This window comes from Novosphingobium sp. BL-S-33 (assembly GCF_056857025.1).
Genome location: NZ_CM166475.1, coordinates 1,551,502 through 1,568,970, shown reverse-complemented (window position 1 = coordinate 1,568,970; position 17,469 = coordinate 1,551,502). Strand labels below are relative to the sequence as shown.

Annotated in this window: 14 protein-coding genes; 12 read left to right on the top strand and 2 right to left on the bottom strand. The window is 60.7% G+C overall.

Annotated features, from left to right (window positions below; genetic code table 11):
• Window positions 1-82: 82 nt before the first annotated feature.
• Together AC1VVM_RS23500 and AC1VVM_RS23495 are read right to left on the bottom strand one after the other, a co-directional pair.
• Window positions 83-1,729: a hypothetical protein gene (locus AC1VVM_RS23500; RefSeq protein ID WP_482956663.1), complete on the bottom strand. Its 1,647-nt coding sequence runs from the start codon at window positions 1,727-1,729 to the stop codon at window positions 83-85.
• Between the two features lie 39 nt (window positions 1,730-1,768).
• A complete protein-coding gene (locus tag AC1VVM_RS23495; RefSeq protein WP_482956662.1) occupies window positions 1,769-2,278 on the bottom strand; it encodes a TPR end-of-group domain-containing protein in 510 nt (169 codons plus the stop codon).
• Between the two features lie 191 nt (window positions 2,279-2,469).
• Here AC1VVM_RS23495 and AC1VVM_RS23490 point away from each other — a divergent pair, with 191 nt between their 5' ends.
• From AC1VVM_RS23490 to AC1VVM_RS23435, 12 genes are all read left to right on the top strand, one after another.
• Window positions 2,470-2,844, top strand: coding sequence for a hypothetical protein (locus tag AC1VVM_RS23490; RefSeq protein ID WP_482956661.1), 375 nt, complete (start codon window positions 2,470-2,472; stop codon window positions 2,842-2,844).
• Between the two features lie 315 nt (window positions 2,845-3,159).
• On the top strand, window positions 3,160-4,761 hold the full coding sequence (locus AC1VVM_RS23485; RefSeq protein WP_482956660.1) for a sensor histidine kinase: 1,602 nt from the start codon (window positions 3,160-3,162) through the stop codon (window positions 4,759-4,761).
• Window positions 4,758-5,363, top strand: coding sequence for a response regulator transcription factor (locus tag AC1VVM_RS23480; RefSeq protein WP_482956659.1), 606 nt, complete (start codon window positions 4,758-4,760; stop codon window positions 5,361-5,363). Before AC1VVM_RS23485 ends, AC1VVM_RS23480 begins: the two co-directional genes overlap by 4 nt.
• An 868-nt stretch (window positions 5,364-6,231) precedes the next feature.
• On the top strand, window positions 6,232-7,566 hold the full coding sequence (locus AC1VVM_RS23475; protein ID WP_482956658.1) for a tyrosine-type recombinase/integrase: 1,335 nt from the start codon (window positions 6,232-6,234) through the stop codon (window positions 7,564-7,566).
• A gap of 209 nt (window positions 7,567-7,775) precedes the next feature.
• Window positions 7,776-9,254 (top strand): DUF1214 domain-containing protein, encoded by a 1,479-nt coding sequence (locus AC1VVM_RS23470; RefSeq protein WP_132392379.1) that lies wholly within the window; start codon window positions 7,776-7,778, stop codon window positions 9,252-9,254.
• Window positions 9,255-9,802: 548 nt separating this feature from the next.
• On the top strand, window positions 9,803-10,720 hold the full coding sequence (locus AC1VVM_RS23465; protein WP_482956657.1) for an alpha/beta fold hydrolase: 918 nt from the start codon (window positions 9,803-9,805) through the stop codon (window positions 10,718-10,720).
• Window positions 10,717-11,208, top strand: coding sequence for a cupin domain-containing protein (locus AC1VVM_RS23460; protein WP_482956656.1), 492 nt, complete (start codon window positions 10,717-10,719; stop codon window positions 11,206-11,208). Before AC1VVM_RS23465 ends, AC1VVM_RS23460 begins: the two co-directional genes overlap by 4 nt.
• Window positions 11,205-11,816: a hydrolase gene (locus AC1VVM_RS23455; RefSeq protein ID WP_482956655.1), complete on the top strand. Its 612-nt coding sequence runs from the start codon at window positions 11,205-11,207 to the stop codon at window positions 11,814-11,816. The genes AC1VVM_RS23460 and AC1VVM_RS23455 overlap by 4 nt, the downstream gene beginning before the upstream one ends.
• A 48-nt stretch (window positions 11,817-11,864) precedes the next feature.
• Window positions 11,865-12,575, top strand: a complete 711-nt coding sequence (bdcA, locus tag AC1VVM_RS23450) for an SDR family oxidoreductase (protein ID WP_482956654.1) — start codon at window positions 11,865-11,867, stop codon at window positions 12,573-12,575.
• A gap of 158 nt (window positions 12,576-12,733) precedes the next feature.
• A complete protein-coding gene (locus tag AC1VVM_RS23445) occupies window positions 12,734-13,435 on the top strand; it encodes an SDR family NAD(P)-dependent oxidoreductase (protein ID WP_482957368.1) in 702 nt (233 codons plus the stop codon).
• 104 nt (window positions 13,436-13,539) lie between these two features.
• Window positions 13,540-16,575: a sensor histidine kinase gene (locus tag AC1VVM_RS23440; RefSeq protein WP_482956653.1), complete on the top strand. Its 3,036-nt coding sequence runs from the start codon at window positions 13,540-13,542 to the stop codon at window positions 16,573-16,575.
• Window positions 16,575-17,204: a response regulator gene (locus AC1VVM_RS23435; protein WP_243652827.1), complete on the top strand. Its 630-nt coding sequence runs from the start codon at window positions 16,575-16,577 to the stop codon at window positions 17,202-17,204. Before AC1VVM_RS23440 ends, AC1VVM_RS23435 begins: the two co-directional genes overlap by 1 nt.
• Window positions 17,205-17,469: the final 265 nt, after the last annotated feature.

Genomic DNA, 17,469 nt, shown 5'->3' with positions numbered 1-17,469 from the left:
TTGGGATGGGATCGCCGTTGCCAGGATAGTGCTCAGCGCTATCGACGACACAGCCGTGCGCACGCAGGCGGTCCTCATCGCCTTAAGCCCCGGCGCACGTCGACAGGCACAGGACAATCGCTCGGCCGTCGACGGTGGACTGCATGCCAGCGAAGGCAGGGCGGCCGCGCAGTTGCTGGAAAAGCGCAAACTGCAGGGGCATGTTGCCCGCATATCGTACGGTCAGTCGAAGTTCGGTCGTGCCGGACGAGACGAAGGCCTGCATTTGCGCGCCGGGTGTAGCGGAGATCGCGTCGAGCAGGTCCTGTTGCAGACCCATATCGAGCTTCGCAGCGCGTAACACTAGAGTGTAGTCTGCCTCCTGCCTGGTATCTTGACCAACAGAGGCGGTCGCCTTCGAACGCCAGTAGCGCTGGATTTGAGGTCCTAACCTAGCTGCAGCCTCTAGCGACAGCTTCTTCGCCAGATTGCTCGCACAGTCCTCTGGGCTGATACCCAGTGCGGTGGCCGGAAACACACCACTTCCGATGACGCGCCCGTCGTCACTGGCCGCAGCGCCGGCATCGAGCTGGCCGGAACACAGCGCCTGGCCGCTGGCGGGATCTTGCCCGGACTGGGTGACCTTGAACGATCCGCCCAGGAAGAAGGGGGTGTTCTTTGCCTTCAGGCTTCCCAGGAAACCTGCAAAACTGGGGTCGCGCTTGAGGTCCTGATAGCGCGGAACGCCCGAAGGAAAATAAGATGAAAGCGCCATCCAGGAATCCGCGACCTGGACATCGTAATCAATCAGGGCACCGTTCAGCCCCTGACGGATCGCATCCCCGTCAGCGCTCTGAGGCGGCTTCTGGTAGACCACATGGGAGTGGTAAGAAACGTCGTCATGAACTTCCGCCTGTACATTGGTGCGGTCGGCGAAGGATGCGGACGCAGCGTAGGCGCTGGAGGCCTTCGTTGCTGACGCACTGGATGCACGGTTCGAGTAACCACTGGCCGAGTTGCCGGAATAGGCGCCTGCACTTGCTCCGCTCGATGAACCCGCCACCGATCCTCCCCGACTTGAAGCACCAAAGCTGGATGCCCCGCGCTGGCTATAGGCCCCCGAAACGGAAGTCCGCTGCGCGCCGGAAGACGCATTGCTGGAGGCCGAAGCGCTACGGTAGCTGGAGCCGCCCGCTTCCTTCGAGGATGCAGTGACGCTAGACGTGTCGGAGAATGATCCCCCCGTGCGGCGGTCGTAGTCGACATTCACTTCGGCGGGAGCGGAAAGATCGCTCGCTGTACCATCATCGCGATCGAGATAGACAAGGATCAACTGGCGATTGCCGTCTGCCCGCTGCGAGGCGCTTTCCAGTCCATAGTCGGATAGCATTGTGCGAAACCACGCCTGATCAATGTCGGCTGTAAGGTGGACCAAAAACTCGTTCCCCACCCGTTCGGAGGTCTGTGCCGAGATCATGTCGTCGCGGACCTGGCCAGCCATGCGATTGACAACATCCGGGGTCGCTTCACGCAGGCGACCATTACCGATCGTCGTGATCAACATGGAGCGCACAATGTCGCGTTTGGCTTCCAGGATCGCTAGATTGCGAACAGATTCAGCATCCTTGGTAATCAGGGCGCGGCCGTTACCTTGGATGGTGTCGGCAAGCGCAGGGGAGGCTATCAGCAGCGGGGCAAGGCAGATGGAAGACGCGCGCAACCAGGCGCGCAGGCAAGCACGATCGTTCATCGCGGGAACGGTCCTATCAGTAGTGTGAAGGGAAAAGGATCAGAAGTCGGTGTCGAGAACGACGTCGCCCGCTTGGATATGTGTGCCGCCGTTCGATTTCTCGTGAATTGCTACACCATTACCTGCCTGCTCTTGAGGCGGCTCAGCGGCCAAATCACGGCGAAACGTTTCATCTCTCACAGGGCTGGTCTGGTCGACGAGGGCGATAAACCGTTTGGAGCCGCTGATGTTGGCAAAGGCGGGGTCTTCAAGAGCGTGAGCGGCATCGGGTAGACCTTGCGAGATCGCAACTTCCAACGCGTTCAGAGCACTCGCTTCGTTACCGACGAGTGCCTCGGCGCGGGCCTGCTCGAAGTGGGCGGCGGGATCCTTGGGATGTGTGTTCACTTCGACGGCTGCGAGTTCCGCCGCTTCGCCGTAATTGTGCGCGGCGATGGCGGCGCGAACGCCTGCCAGTCCCTCGGGATCTTTATGCCCGGAGAACATGTTGCAGCCTGCCAGCGACACACCAAGGCACAGCGCAAGCGCTGCCAACCCAGTGAATTTCATATTGGAATACCCCCATAATTGCCGACGACCTGCAAAAACAGGCTCCCCCGCCGACCGTCGTTTATTTTCAGCGACTTGCTAAAATGCGTATCCGTGTTTTTTCCGGATATGCCGCGAATGAATCAATTGAGGCAGTTCGAAACCGGCGTATCCGAGGGCATCCAGCAAGCCTTATCCCGTTTGGAGTGAACGTGGACGACCACTTCGCTATGCCCGCTCCGGTCGAGCACCGACTTCACCGCTACCATCACCTACGATCTAGGCGGAGAGGTCGAGATTGCGCTTTCAGTTGGTTCATCGCTTCGCTGTCCCGCGCTTTGGGTGCCGGCAACGAATACAGCCAGTACGGCCGCACTTGGAAACTTCATAATAACCCCCGTTATCGCCGCCCGCCTAACGTCGGTTCAACTGGCAAACAACGATTAAATTTTGTTATCCGGATATTAGCTCGCCCTGCAGCTGAGGTGCTGTTCAGAGTATCAAAATACCAACTTCTGATTTTCTTCCCAACGCTGCGCATCAATGCCCATTCAATCGAATGTAAGTCATTCGACCTCGGTGTTTGATATTTATAGAGGGCTTGGTCGCCTTCCGGTTGCTGGTTGAAGGGGAGTGCTGCACAGTACAGACCGGCTCTCGCAAGACGACGGCCACCGTGTAGCGGCGCCGAGCTGATGGCGGCAATTTGCCGTGAGCCAATCCGGAAAAAATCCGGACAGCAAATTTTTCCGATCAACCCCAGGTGTTTGCAAACATCAGGATCAGAAGTCACCGATGGCCTTGCTTGAGGTCTTTGCCTTTCGGCAATTCCGAAATGGATGCGGGCAACCGTATATCTTCCGGGTTTTGCGCTCCGGTGACATTTGCGACATGTCGGAACGATGACTTTTCGTGACGATGCTTACCTTTCTGAGTCTATTCTGCGGGCCATCACGCCGCGCATCGGTGAACTGCCTTTGGTTGCACTCTATGCGTGCGCTTTCGGGTTGCTCCATTGGTCCGCGAGTCCATGGAGCGGCGCGGGCTTTTTCTCCCTCTGGTATCCACCGGCGGGATTGCGGTTCGCGGTATTATGGAACCGTGGAGTGCGGATCGCGCCCTCGCTGATGCTGGCCGAACTCTTCACCGACTGGGTCATGGGGGCAGTACCGATCGGCGGGCCGGAGGCGTTGCAGGCGATATCAGGGATCCTGCGCCCCGGTCTGACGTACGGAATGGCGCTGACCGCGGTGCGAAGCATTGCACGCGGCAGGGGTGACGCGCTTGCGCTGCCGCCCATGACTTTCGGCATCGCCGCCGTTGTTGCTCCGACACTCAATGCCATACTAGTTGTGCCCATCGAAGCGGTTCTACCCGTCAACGCAGGCCGCTATCACATAGGCGTCGACATGGTAATTTCGCTGACCAGTCTTGCGGTGGGCGATCTGTTGGGAATCCTGGTTCTCGCGCCGCTGCTGGTCTGGCTCGCTGCATCTTTCGATTCGCCGGGGCACAATCGCTTTGCGATGCCTCCAGCTCGCCCGATTCTGGAAGATGCTATCGTCATGAGTGGGTGCCTGCTATTGACGATAGGCCTGTGGCATGCCGGGCTGGGTGCGCAGCCGGCTCCGGGATTGTTAGCGGGTTCCTGGATTGGGCTGCGACACGGCCGGATCGGTGCGTGGCTGGCAATTTTGGTTCAACTTCTCCTGTTCCTGCCATATTCAGCAGGCTCACTCGATGATGCCGTGCGCTTGGAACTGCACCTGGGCCTTGCGGCAGTCGTGCTTGTGACCTGGCTTGCCGGCAGTTTCTCTGATGCCCAGAAAGAAGCGCGCAGACTTATCGAAAAGCGCAACCGCCTGCTTTTTCAGGCTGAGCGGCTCAAGACATTGCGTGCCATGTCGGTCGCCGTGATCCATGAGATCAGCCAACCGCTCTCCACCCTCGCGATCGAGGCCAGCCATTTGCGTTCGGCTACCGAGAAGCTCGATCCCGCCGTTGTCGAGAGTGCGGCGCTTGTCGATCGCAAGGCTCAGGCGCTCTCGAACCTGGTGCGCCGTCTTCGCCGCTTCGGCGGACGCGATGTCGACGAACCTTCCGCACTGCCGGTTGCAATGCTTGTGCAGACCGCGTGCCAGATTATAGCTGCGGAACTCCGCGCCAGCGGCGGTAGCTTGCAATGCCCATCCGTTTCGCCGGACCTCGTGATCCAGGCGCAGGAAATCGAGTTGACCCAAGCGCTCGTAAACCTTCTGCGCAACGCTATCGTCGCCAGTCCGGGACGGGTCATATCCCTCCGCGTGTCTGCCGCGCGCGAAGATGTGCGAATTGAAATAGGCAATCCGATTGCGGCATCTGGACCGGGCAACGGAATGGGAGTGGGTCTCGTCATCGCTCGAACTATCGTTGAGGCGCACGGCGGTACGCTCGTCCGTGAAGATCAACCCGACTATGTGCGTTTCGTTCTTTCCCTACCTGCACTCGTTGGAGCTGTCGCATGAACGGCGGTTCGCCTGGCAATGAACTGTTGGTTGCAGTGCTTGATGACGATGCGGACCTGGCCACTTCCGTGGCGCGCCTGTTGGGTCGCAACGGCCTTGCCGCGCGGGCTTTCGTGTCGCCGGAGGAGTTGCTCGCGACATTACCCGGTTTTACGTTCGGCTGTGTGGTCAGCGACATTCAAATGGGCGCTATGGATGGCTTCGCCTTCGCCGACGCCCTGCGCGTCCAAGATCCCGCAGTTGCGCTGATCTTCATGACCGCGTGGCCGACGACTTCCCATGCGGTCGATGCAATCCGCCGCTACGGAGGCCTCGACTATCTGGAAAAGCCAATTGATGAGTCGCGGCTGATTGCTGCCGTCCTGGAAGGGCTGACGTGGTCCGAGCGGGAGCGCCGCATCTTGGCCGCAACCGCTGGATTGACGCGGCGAGAGCGCGAAGTCTTTGACCTGCTTGTACGCGGACATTCCAACAAGGAGATCGCTGATCGCCTGGTGATATCGGCTCGCACTGTAGAAGACCATCGTGCTTCCATTGTCGCGAAGACGCGCACCAATGGGCTGGCACAGCTCATTGCGCATAGTAGAGGCGAAGAAATCTAATCTGTTTCCTAGAGGCCGGGAATTTCCCGGATCGACCGGCACTGGAAACGGCGCCAGCATCCAGTTGCGACCCGAAGGCCGGCTCGTAAACGTCGAACCGGCCGAGCCTAGGCCGGTGGGGGAACCTTTGGGCCCCCACCGGTCATTTGCTGCCGAGGATTCGTTGGATATCTGCTGTGTGCGGATCTTACGGCACAAGCCCGCTTCGATGATGCCGCGTCGGGCATTTTCGAAGCGGGTTCTCTACGCGCGTGAGGTGCCTCTGGCTGAGGCCTCATCATATTGATTCGCCAACTGGCCTTAAAGTTCGACAGCGACGAGGATGACTGCGCGCAGTTGCAGGATATGAATTGCGCCGGATTTATCGGTTCGCGATGCCTGGTTAACGAAAGTCTCGTTTCAAGGGGACCCTTTGGTCTCTGAACGTCGGCAATGTCGGCGGAGCAGGGCGGGGCGCTTCCGGTAGGTCGCGACCACAAGCTGACGCATTAGTGAAAGGCCGGATTAGGGGAAGGTGGTTTGCCTGCAAGCTTGCGCCACATGAGGGTTCAAGCAGCGGGACGTTTGGCTACAAAGCAGCTTCTCTTCGCGCAAACGTCCCGCAGCAGTCCAAGATGGCTAGATCGCGGCAGTCAGTGAATGTCGGGATCGGCCAAATCCTGCCCCCGCAACCAAGCCCGATCGTCCCGCTCTGTCCGGCGACGTCCACGGGCGGCCACTTTCCCAACCATATCAAATATTTTTGACCATCCCGGCGGGCCATCATGCGTCCCGCTGTGTCCCGCTCAATGCACCCACAGTCATTTGCTCTGGGGGTATTTTTGGGGGTACTTTTTCCGCGATACCCCCAGATGGATACCCCCACGCGGTGCTTACTGAGCTCGAGGTCAAATATGCAGCGAAGCGGCGGCGGCCGTACAAGCTTGCCGATGGCGGCGGCCTGCATGTCCTCGTGCAGCCCAATGGCTCCAAGCTGTGGCGGATGAAATACCGCTTCGCCGGCAAGGAAAAGCTTCTCAGCTTCGGTCAATACCCCGACGTGTCGCTGACCGCGGCCCGTTCCAAACGACACGAAGCACGCCAACTGCTGGCGCTGGGAAAAGACCCCGCCAAGATCCAGCAGGCCAAAGACGAGGCGGAGGCCCGCACCTTTGAGATCGTCGCGCGTCAGTGGCACGCTCGCCGCGTGGATAGTCTCAATCCCGCCCATGCGAAGCGTCTGCTGGCGCGATTGGAACGCGACGCGTTTCCGGCGATCGGGTCCACTCCCATTGCCGGCGTGAAGGCGCCCGAAATACTGGCGGCGATCAAGGCCGTCGAAGCGCGCGGCGCATTGGACGTGAGCAGGCGCGTACTCCAGTCGATTGGCCAGATCTTCCATTATGCGATTGCCGAAGGGTTTGTTGAGCACGATCCCTCCGCGCATCTGACAGGTGCGCTCAAGGCGCGTCCCAAAGTGCGGCACATGGCGCGGCTGCCACTGCAGCAGCTTCCCGAACTCGTGCAGGCCATTCAAAACTACGACGGGGAAGAGGATCCCCGGCGCCGCGAGATCACCCGTGAGGCGATGCTGTTCACGCTGCTGACTTGGTGCCGGACCAGTGAGACCCGCTTTGCGGCGTGGACGGAGTTCGAGGACCTCGACGGCGACACCCCGCTCTGGCGGATCCCCGGTGAGCGCATGAAGATGGACCGCGAGCATATCGTGCCGCTCTCCTCGCAAGCAGTCGCACTATTGCGCCGCCGTATGCGCACGGCCGACCGCGAGGATCTCGTGTTCCCGGGGACCAAGCCAGGCAAGCCGATCTCGCAGAATACCATGATCTACGCCTGCTACCGCATGGGCTATCGCGGGCGCCAGACCGTGCACGGATTCCGCGGCATGGCCTCGACCTGGGCCAATGAGCAGGAGATCTACAACTCCGACTGGATCGAGATGGCGCTCGCGCATTCGGAAGACGACGACATTCGCGGCGCCTATAACAGCGCGCTCTATCTGACACCTCGCCGCCGCATGCTTCAGCACTGGGCGGATACGGTGAGCCAAGCTGACAAGCAGCCGGCGGAGAAGTCGAGCGGCGACGTTGCCGAGGCGGCCTCCGTATCCGAGATCGTACAGCCAGCACACGGCGGCAATGTGTTCGGCTTTTCAATGACAAATCGGTTCGAGTGGCAGACTTGCCTATCCACTGATCAAGATTGAGCCTTTCCTAAACAGGCCATTCCTGGAGTGCCGGCACCTGCCGGCCCGAAGGGCCGTATGTGGGACATTCGCGACTTTCTGGTTCTGAGTGCCCGACTCAGGAAACCAGACGCTCCCAACGTCCCGCTTGCTAAAAATCCATCGGCGGCAACCGCCCGTTTTCAGCCATTCAGGCCGACCATGATCAACACTGATAGCTGCCGCAATACTTGCGTCTGGCGCGCGCCAATTTTTTTGGAGCGCCTCATTTCATTGAAATTGCACCACCGGCCCTAGGAATGAAGCTGCACCGACCTCGGGTTTCCCCTGATGGCTACGGTTACATCGGTGCCATAGCCTCGGCCACGCAAACCTCGATCCGCGGAAGGTCACGCATCGGATCATCGAAGGAAGTCTTTCAAGAGGATGGCAATCTCATGGCCTCGGCGCATTCCAACCCAACCTCTGACCTCCTGCCGGATTCGGCTATCAGCGACGCCTACATCTATCTGCTCGGCCGGCTGCTGATTACCCGGCAGCAGCAAGTCGACTTTGACGAGGAAGGATTTGTCTGGAACGAATTGGTCCATCGCAAACCAGGCCAGGTTGCCTGGCCGAACCCGAACCTCGATGTCGCCTATTCCGAGGCATGGGTGACAATCGACGAAGTCAGCACGCTGCTGGTGACAGTGCCCGAGATCACAGGCCGTTACTATACAGTGGAGTTCATCAACGGATGGGGCGAAACGCTGGCCAACCTCAACGAACGTTGCCACCCCGACCATCCGAATGGGTTGTTCGCCATATGCTTCCAAGGCAGCGACGTCGAAGTCCCCAGCGGCGCCTTGCGCGTGGATGTGCCGGCGAAAACCATGCGCGTGCTGCTTCGCGTCGAACTCGGGGCGAATTGGGATGAGGCCATCGCTCTCCAGCACCAGTTTAATTTCGAGATTTGGGGAAAACTGCAGGCGCCTGAAATTCCCCGTACCGTGATGTTCGACATGGCACATCTACCTGGCGTTGAAGCATTCGAGTCCGCCGAGCTTGCCATGCAGGAAAAGGATCTGAGCCCACTGGACGACATGCAGGCAAAAGTTCGCGCCATCGTGAGTGAGATTGCCGATCCCGAGCGCCGGGCCGAAGTCGATCAGATAATTCGAACGAAAGCGCAGGCGGACTTTGCAGCCGCTGCGCCTTACATCGGGCGGGGCTGGATCCGCAACGGGTGGGCGCGGGAAAGCTGTTGCGGGCACTGGGGCACGGATTGGTTGACCCGTACGACCGTAAACTACGGTGGCATCTGGGCCAATGTGATGGAGGAAGTGGTCTACTACCGCGGGGCCTTGGACAAGAACCTGAGCTGGGTGGAGGCCGACGGTACCTACTCGCTCACCTTTCCGGCGGACGCGCTGCCAGAGAAATTCGCGCGGTACTTCTGGTCGATAATCGCGGTGGATCGTCAGTTTCGCCACGTGCTGCCCAACCCACTCGAACGCTATCTGCTGAACAAGGAGTCCGGCGTAGTTAGAAGTAGCGACGGTTCGCTCACCTTGTATTTCGGCCCTGCCAAGCCGGATGATGCTCCCGATGCCAACTGGTTGCCGACGGGAGCCGGGAAGCCTTGGAGCCTGACATTTCGCTTTTATGGGCCACAAGGCGGCGTTGCTGACGGAACTTACTATCCGCCGCCGCTTATCCGAATTGCATGAGCCGGTTGCCAGCTGTGCGCCCAAACTTGTCGTTCGGCGGCTACTTCCGCGAGTCCGAAGGTGGACAGCCAGCCTTGTCTGGGCGGCATTCACACGAATGGTCGCAAATGGCGAATTGGCTCACTGACCTGCTCGCCTTGAATACGGAATAGTGAAAGCGCTCTATGCGCAATCGGAGCGATTGTTTTTGGCCATCCGCTGGCCCCAATCAGCGATCGCTGCTGTCGGCGTGAAGCGTGCGCTCTGCAGGGAGGCAATTTGGGCGAACGTCTGTAGTTCTACCCGTTCGGGTAGTCCTGAAGCCCCACCTTGGGATTGTAGCCCGACCGGGCAGCGTGGATATCAGGCACCGTTATAACCGTTGCTATTACGGCTCAAAGGAGAAGCAATGTTCTGAGCCGTCTTATCGGCAACCGCGCTTTGCCTTGCCGCGCCCGTGGCAACCGAGATTACGCCGTTCCTAGCACGCTCCGGTCCGCGACATAAACGCCGGCGGAGACGCCCCCCGGATTGCTTACCCGACGCTCCCAGAGCCCGAGGAGATTTCCATGCTACGCATTCTAGCTACCAGCCTGATCGCCTTGTTGTCTGCCTCTTTAGCTGAAGCAAAGGTCGTGCAGTTTCCACCGACCTGCAAAGTCCAGGATATCCCAACCAACGCTACCTCGCTGCACGTACGCATCTGCGGAAGCGGGCCCGCCGTGGTGCTGCTGCACGGTTACGGTGAAACCGGCGACATGTGGGCGCCGCTGGCCGCAGACCTTGCTCGCGATCATACGGTGATTGTGCCGGATTTGCGCGGAATGGGGCTCTCGGCACTACCAGTCGGCGGGTATGACAAGAAAACGCAAGGTCAAGACATTGCCGGCGTGCTCGACGCGTTGAAGGTTGGCCAGATCGATCTCGTCACTCACGATATCGGCAATATGGTCGGTTTCGCCTTTGCGGCCGAGCATCGCGATCAAGTGAAAGCCTTCGTGCTGATGGATGCGCCGCTTCCCGGCGTCGGCCCTTGGGATGAGATCCTGAAAAACCCGTTGCTTTGGCACTTCCGCTTCGGCGGTCCCGATATGGAGCGTCTCGTCGCCGGTCGCGAGCGCATTTACCTCGACCGCTTCTGGAACGAATTTTCCGCCGACCCCGCAAAGTTCGACGAAGAGTCCCGCCAGCATTATGCTGCGCTCTATGCTCGGCCCGGCGCAATGCATGCAGGTTTCGAACAGTTCAAGGCGTTCGATCAGGACGTCAAGGACGATCAGGCTTTCCTGGCGACCGGAAAGCTGACGATGCCGGTCCTGGCGGTCGGCGGCGATCACTCCTTCGGCCCGATGATGGCGGTGGTGATGCGCGCTGCCGCAACTAATGTGAAGGAAGGCGTCGTGCGCGACGCCGGCCATTGGCTGATGGAGGAGCAGCCGGGGCAAACCGTGTCGATGGTCCGCACCTTCCTGGACGCACAGAAGTGAGCCGGGTTTTGCTGCTCGCCTTCCTGGCGGGAACCACAGCCGCGACTAGTGCCCATGCCGCGCAGCGCGGCGAGATTCGCCTGACGCAGACCGAAATCGCGGCGCAACATCCCGCTTCCGGCGGACCGGGAACCTCAGGTGTCGCCGGTATCCAGACCGTCGTTCTGGCAGGCGATCCCACGGCGGCGGGCCCGTATACGATCGAGTTGCGAGTCCCCGCGAACACCAAGATCGCGGCCCACACGCACCGCGACGATCGAACCGCAGTGGTCGTCTCGGGCACATGGCATTTTGGCTATGGCGCGGTGGCGACCGCGGCGGCGACGAAGGCGCTGGGCCCCGGCAGCTTCTACAGTGAGCCGGGCGGCGATGCCCATTTCGCGATGACCGGGGCTGAACCGGTGACAGTCATCATCAGCGGCTACGGCCCGACCGATACCATTTTCACCGCCGCCGCGCATTCGCAGCAAACGGAGAAGCAGCCATGACCTCACCCGCAATCATCCGTGATCCGATCGCCGACCATATGCTGACGCCGGAAAACGCGGCGCTGATCATTATCGATTTCCAGCCGGTCCAGGTTGGATCGATCGTTACGATGAACAAGCGGCTGTTGGTCAAGAACGTTGCGGCCCTTGCCCGCACCGCCAAGCTTTACGGCCTTCCTGTTGTCCTCTCGACCGTCAATGTCGCGACCGGACGAAACATGCCGACGATCCATCAGATCACCGATCTGCTGCCGGACGTCTCTCCCATCGATCGCACGTCGATCAACGCATGGGAGGATGAGGATTTCGTGGCCGCCGTGAAGGCCACCGGCCGGTCCAAACTCGTTATGGTGGCGCTGTGGACCGAGGTGTGCCTTGTCTTTCCCGCGCTCGACGCGCTGCGAGCAGGCTATGAGGTCTATGCCGTCGTCGACGCCGTCGCCGGTACGTCCGAAGCAGCGCATCAAGCGGGGATCGACCGCTTGGTCCAGGCAGGGGCCGTTCCCGTCAGCTGGATCCAGTTCGCTTGCGAACTCCAGCGCGACTGGGCGCGCGATGCGACCGTCCCAGGCTTCGCAGATATCGTCTTCGCAGAGGTTGGCCACTGACGGCGACGAACCGTCCATCTATCAATCCAAATCTCGATGGAAATCCATATGACTGATGAAAAGCGCAATGTTCTCGTCATTGGCGGCAGCCGCGGTATCGGTGCCGCCATCGTGCAGCGATTTGCCGAGGCAGGCGACCGGGTGACTTTCTCCTACGCAGGGTCTGCAGACGCGGCGGCTGCGCTCCAGAAAAACACGGGCGCCGTTGCGATCCGTTCGGATGCTGCGGATCGAGAGGCGGTCGTCGCCCTGGTCAAGTCGCGGGGTAAACTGGATGTTCTGGTGATCAACGCCGGGGCGCTCGTGCTTGGCAATCCGCTCGACCTGGATGCTGATGCGGTCGATCGGATGATCGATCTCAATGTCCGCGCACCATATCATGCGGCCGTCGAGGCTGCTCGTACGATGGGAGACGGCGGCCGCATCGTCATGATCGGATCCGTCAATGGTGACCGGATGCCCTTTGAGGGCGGAGCGGCTTATGCGCTGACCAAATCGGCGATGCAGGGTATGGCCCGCGGGCTGGCGCGTGACTTCGGCGGGCGCAACATCACCGTCAATGTCGTCCAGCCGGGACCGACCGATACCGACATGAATCCCGGCGACGGCCCGATGAGTGATTTCATGCACGGCTTCATGGCGATCAGGCGCCACGTCCGTCCCATGGAAGTCGCGGGCATGGTGGCCTGGCTCGCCGGACTGGATGCGGGCGCTGTTACCGGCGCTATGCACACCATCGATGGCGGCTTCGGAGCCTGAGACGTTCGCTGCCCGCGCGGCATGGCTCGCGCCAAGCCTGACGCAATGCCCCTGTGCAATTTGATCAAAGGACCAAGCCTATGAACGTCGATCTCAGCGGCAAGACCGCACTTGTCACTGGTTCGACCGAGGGCATCGGTTTCGCCGTCGCGTAGGGTCTGGCCAAAGCTGGCGCGGCGGTGGTGATCAATGGCCGCGCTCAAGCGAAGGTAGACGCTGCTGTCGCGCGTATCGGCGGAAGCGCGCGCGGCGTCGCTGCAGACCTAGCGACGGCCGCCGGGCACGATCTTCTGGTCGGAGAAGTGCCGCAGGCGGATATCGTTGTGAGCAATCTCGGCATCTTCCAGCCCATCGATTTCTTCGACGCGGACGATGCCGTCTGGGACCGACATTGGCAGGTCAATGTGATGGCAGGCGTGCGCCTCGCCCGATTCTATTTGCCCAAAATGCAAGCGGCTGGTTGGGGCCGTTTCCTGCTGCTCGGGTCGGAATCTGCCTTCAACATTCCCGCTGACATGATTCACTATGGCGTCAGCAAGACGGCTGACGTCGCTCTCGCCCGCGGTCTGGCGAAGCGCATGGCCGGCACCGGGGTTACGGTGAACTCGGTTCTGCCTGGGCCTACGCTGTCCGAAGGCGTTGCTGCGATGCTGGAAAACGAACGGGCCGCATCGGGCAAACCGATTGAGGAGGTCGCTGCTTCGTTCGTGCGTGCCTCTCGCTCAACGTCGATTATCCAGCGGGCGGCGTCTGTGGAGGAGGTCGCGAACATGTTTGTATATCTCGCATCGCCACTGGCCTCGGCGACGACCGGCGCGGCGCTCCGGGTCGATGGAGGGGTTATCGATACTCTGATGTGAGCCCGGATGTGGCGATTGGAGATTGCCGAAAATGCAAGCGTTGTCCATACGTTGCTCATGGGTGGGGGGGATCTGGCCTCCGGTAGTGGGAAGAGGCCAGCTGAATGACCCGGTCTTGCAAAACCAGACTTGGCCACCTTGCGTTTTCGATAACACTACAGTTCGTCGGAACTGCCTGCCTGGCCCAATCAGCCTCCCCCGGTTTCGAAGCGTATAAGCACGTCCGCGCTGCGGCCGACGATGGCGCCCCTGACGGTCTCCTGAGAATTGCGCAGACGTCCGACGGCTACATCTGGCTTGCCGGCGACGCACTCTATCGCTTCGATGGCGCGACCTTCGAGCGGATTGACTGGCCGCAAGGGTCGGGCAAGCGTCACGCGTCGCCCTCAACGCTCATGGTAAGCGACCGCGGCGAGCTTTGGGTCGGATTGCGGGACACTGGCGGGGTTGCCGTTTACCGGCAAGGCGAACTGCGGGATATGCATATGCCCGATCCACCGCGGGGCCTGGCCGCTCTTGCACAAGCGCCCGATGGAACAGTCTGGGCGTCCTCCATGTCGCTTGACAAGCGGCTGGAGCGGAAACGCGGGAACCGGTGGGAGCGCGTGGACGAAGCGCTGGGTCTGCCGCGCGGGTATATCATGGACCTGATCGTGGCGCGAAGCGGCAGGCTGTGGATCGCGCTCAGCGCCGAGAATGGAGAAAGCGGCTCGCTGGCGTATCTCGACCCCCACGCGGTACGGTTTCAAAGAGTGCCTGTGCAACTTTCGGGCCGCCCCAAGATCGCGCTCGATCATAGTGGAGCGCTCTGGGTCTCGGACGCAGCGGGAACGCGCATTTTGTTCGACGCCCGGGGCATGCGCAAGCAATCGACCATCACTTTTCCCGCAGTGCCCGGTGTCACCCGCGCCGCTATTGCGTTCGATCGCAGCGGTGGGCTTTGGGGCACGACGGCGTCTGTCGGAATTTTCCACATTGCCAGCCCCCAAGCCCCGTTTGCCGGTCCCGGAACGCGGGTTCGCCGGTTCGATGCGGCCAACGGCCTCACTTCGGACACCACCTATGCCCCGTTTGTCGACCGTGAGGGGAATGTCTGGATCACGACGGAAAACGGAATAGATCAGTTCCGCCGGTCCGCGGCACCACAGGACACCGCCGTGCCCAGCGATTCACAGCACGGCCTTTCGATGGCCCGGGCGAAAGACGGGAGCATTTATGTGGGTTCGCGCGGGACAGTGTTTCGCGTGTCCGCGAACGGTGCAGCGGCACCAATCCTGAAGTTGCGCACCGATGAAATTTCCATGTGCCCTGCCCGAGGCGAGGGGGTCTGGGTTATCGAGCCCGGCCAGCTCATTCTGCTGCAAGGCCAGCGAGCGCAGAGGCTGCCCGGTTATCCGGGAGGAGAAGCCAAGATCGCCTGCGCCGAAGATGCCGCTGGGCGCCTCTGGCTTGGCCTGGCCAGCGGCGTGCTCCTATGGCGAGACTCATCGGGCTGGCATCGGGCCAACGGAGCGCTGGACAGCCTCAAGATTTGGGATTTGACCACGACGGCGTCCGGTGATCTTGCTCTCATCATCCCGCCCGACGTCGCCATTCTCCACGGCAATCGGCTTGAGAAGATCAGTCTGGAGCGCACGGGTATCGGAACGCCCTGGGCGGTGATGCCCGGCAATGGCCTGACCTCGCAAGACTTGTTCGTCAGCGGAAGCGCAGGCCTTGCCCGAAAGCGCGGCAATCAATTGCGAATTCTCGCCGAAAACCGCTTCCCCTGGATCACTTGGGTAAGGACGCTCCAGCAGACAAGGGACGGCAAAACTTGGCTGTTCAGCAGAACCGGGGTGTACCAGCTTGCCACGGCCGATCTGGACCGCGCGTTCGAAGATCCACACGCACCGCTGCCTTTTATCAAATTTGACGCGTTGGACGGGCTGGCGAGCACGGTTCAGCAAGGCGGCTTCGCAGGCCCGCAATCCGCCGTTGGGGGAGACGGCAGAATCTGGTTCCTCAATCGGCAGGGCGCGGCCTTCTTCGACCCCGCGAAACTTCAGCCGAACATCATGCCCCCGCCCTTGACTATCCGGTCGCTTGAGAGCGGCGGCAGAACATGGCGCGATCCGGTCAATGTCACCCTTCCCCCCGATACGCGCACGGTCAACATCGTTTACGCAGGGCTAAGCTTCACGGTCCCGCAGCGTGTGCAGTTCCGGTACAGGCTGCAGGGCGTCGACGACGCCTGGATCGATGCGGGCGCGCGGCGGACTGCTTCCTATACCAACCTCGGGCCGGGCAGATACAGCTTTCGCGTCATCGCACGAAACAGCGGCGGCGTGTGGAACCGTCAGGGGGCCACTCTGGCATTCGAAATCGAGCCCACCTTCATGCAGAGTTGGCCGTTCAAGTTGATGTGCGCGGCGGCGATACTGGCGCTGATGTGGCTTGCCTATTCGTTGCGGCTGCGCACTGTGGCCGACCGCATCCGCATGCGCATGGCCGAACGGGCGGAGGAACGCGAGAGGATCGCGCGTGAACTGCACGACACGCTTTTACAGTCTGTTCAGTCGCTCACGCTTCGCTTTCAGCTTGCGGCAGACGATCTGCCGGACGGGACGCCCGCGCGGGCCTCGCTCATCACCGCGATCGACACGGCGGACAAGGTCATAGCGGAGGGTCGCGATCGGGTGCGTGAACTACGCACGCAGCAGGATGGCGACTTGCAGCAGATCATTTGCGACCTCATTGCACGGCTCGAGTTCAGCCCGTCCGTCGTCACAACGATCTCCTCCGACGGAGAGGCGTGGCCACTTGAGCCGGCAGCGCTCGAGGAAATCACCCGGATCGCAAGTGAGGCACTTTTCAACATCCGCCGCCATGCCCAAACCACCGAGTTGAGTGTCGAGGTTCACCACGGAGCAAATCTGCAGATCCGTTTTGCGGACAATGGTTGCGGCATAGACGCAGAAGTAGCCCGGGTGGGAGAGAAAGCTGGACACTACGGATTGGTCGGCATGACCGAACGCGCGCGGCGGCTGCGTGGCCGCCTTGTCATCCAGCGGCGCGCCGATCACGGCACCGAAGTCTTGCTGACGGTTCCAGGAGCGATCGCCTACCAGTCCCGCAAATCACGACGATGGAGTTTCTGATGCCCTCACCCATCCGTGTTCTCATTGTCGACGATCATCCGATGGTTCGCGACGGCATTGCGGCCTTGCTCGACCGGCAGCCGGACATGGAGGCCATTGGTGAGGCCTGCAACGGTGACGAGGCGGTTGAGAAGTTTCGCCAGTTGGCGCCCGACCTAACACTGATGGATGTGCAGATGCCAGGTATGGGCGGAGTCGAAGCCATCGCGGAAATATGCCGCCTGTCACCTGATGCACGCATTCTGGTGCTGACCACCTACCCTGGAGATGCAAATGCGGTACGTGCTATACGTGCCGGTGCTGCCGGCTATCTTCTCAAGAATGCCATTCGCGGCGAACTGACTGACGCTATTCGTTCGGTCCATGAGGGGCGCCGCGCGATCTCAGCCGACATTGCGCATGAAATTGCTACGCACGCTCTGGGCGGGGTACTCACCGAACGCGAAATCGAGGTTCTTAGATTGGTTTCCGAGGGGCAGACGAACAAAGAAATTGCGTCAAGGCTGAACCTGTCAACCGATACGGTCAAAGCGCAGCTTAAATTTATATTCGAAAAACTAGGAGTTCACGACCGCACTCATGCCGTAATAATCGCCACGAGGCGCGGATATATCAATCCTTTTTTATAGCATGGCCGCATCACATTTATTTATTCATGAGAAATTTCGCAACGGCTGCGGCCTAGCAGGACCGTGTCGGATTAAACGGCAGGTCAGCAGCCGCCCCTTACCGGCCTTCGGTCGCTGATTTTTCGTGCCCAATCAGACGCATTAACGAAAGGCCGGTTTCGGTGAGGCGCTTGGCCCCGCCAAAGGCGGCTTTGTCGGCGGCTCCGGAATGACCGCTTCCTGGTTAAAATAGTGAAAAGCCGCCATCTGTCAGGTTTTGTCAGGA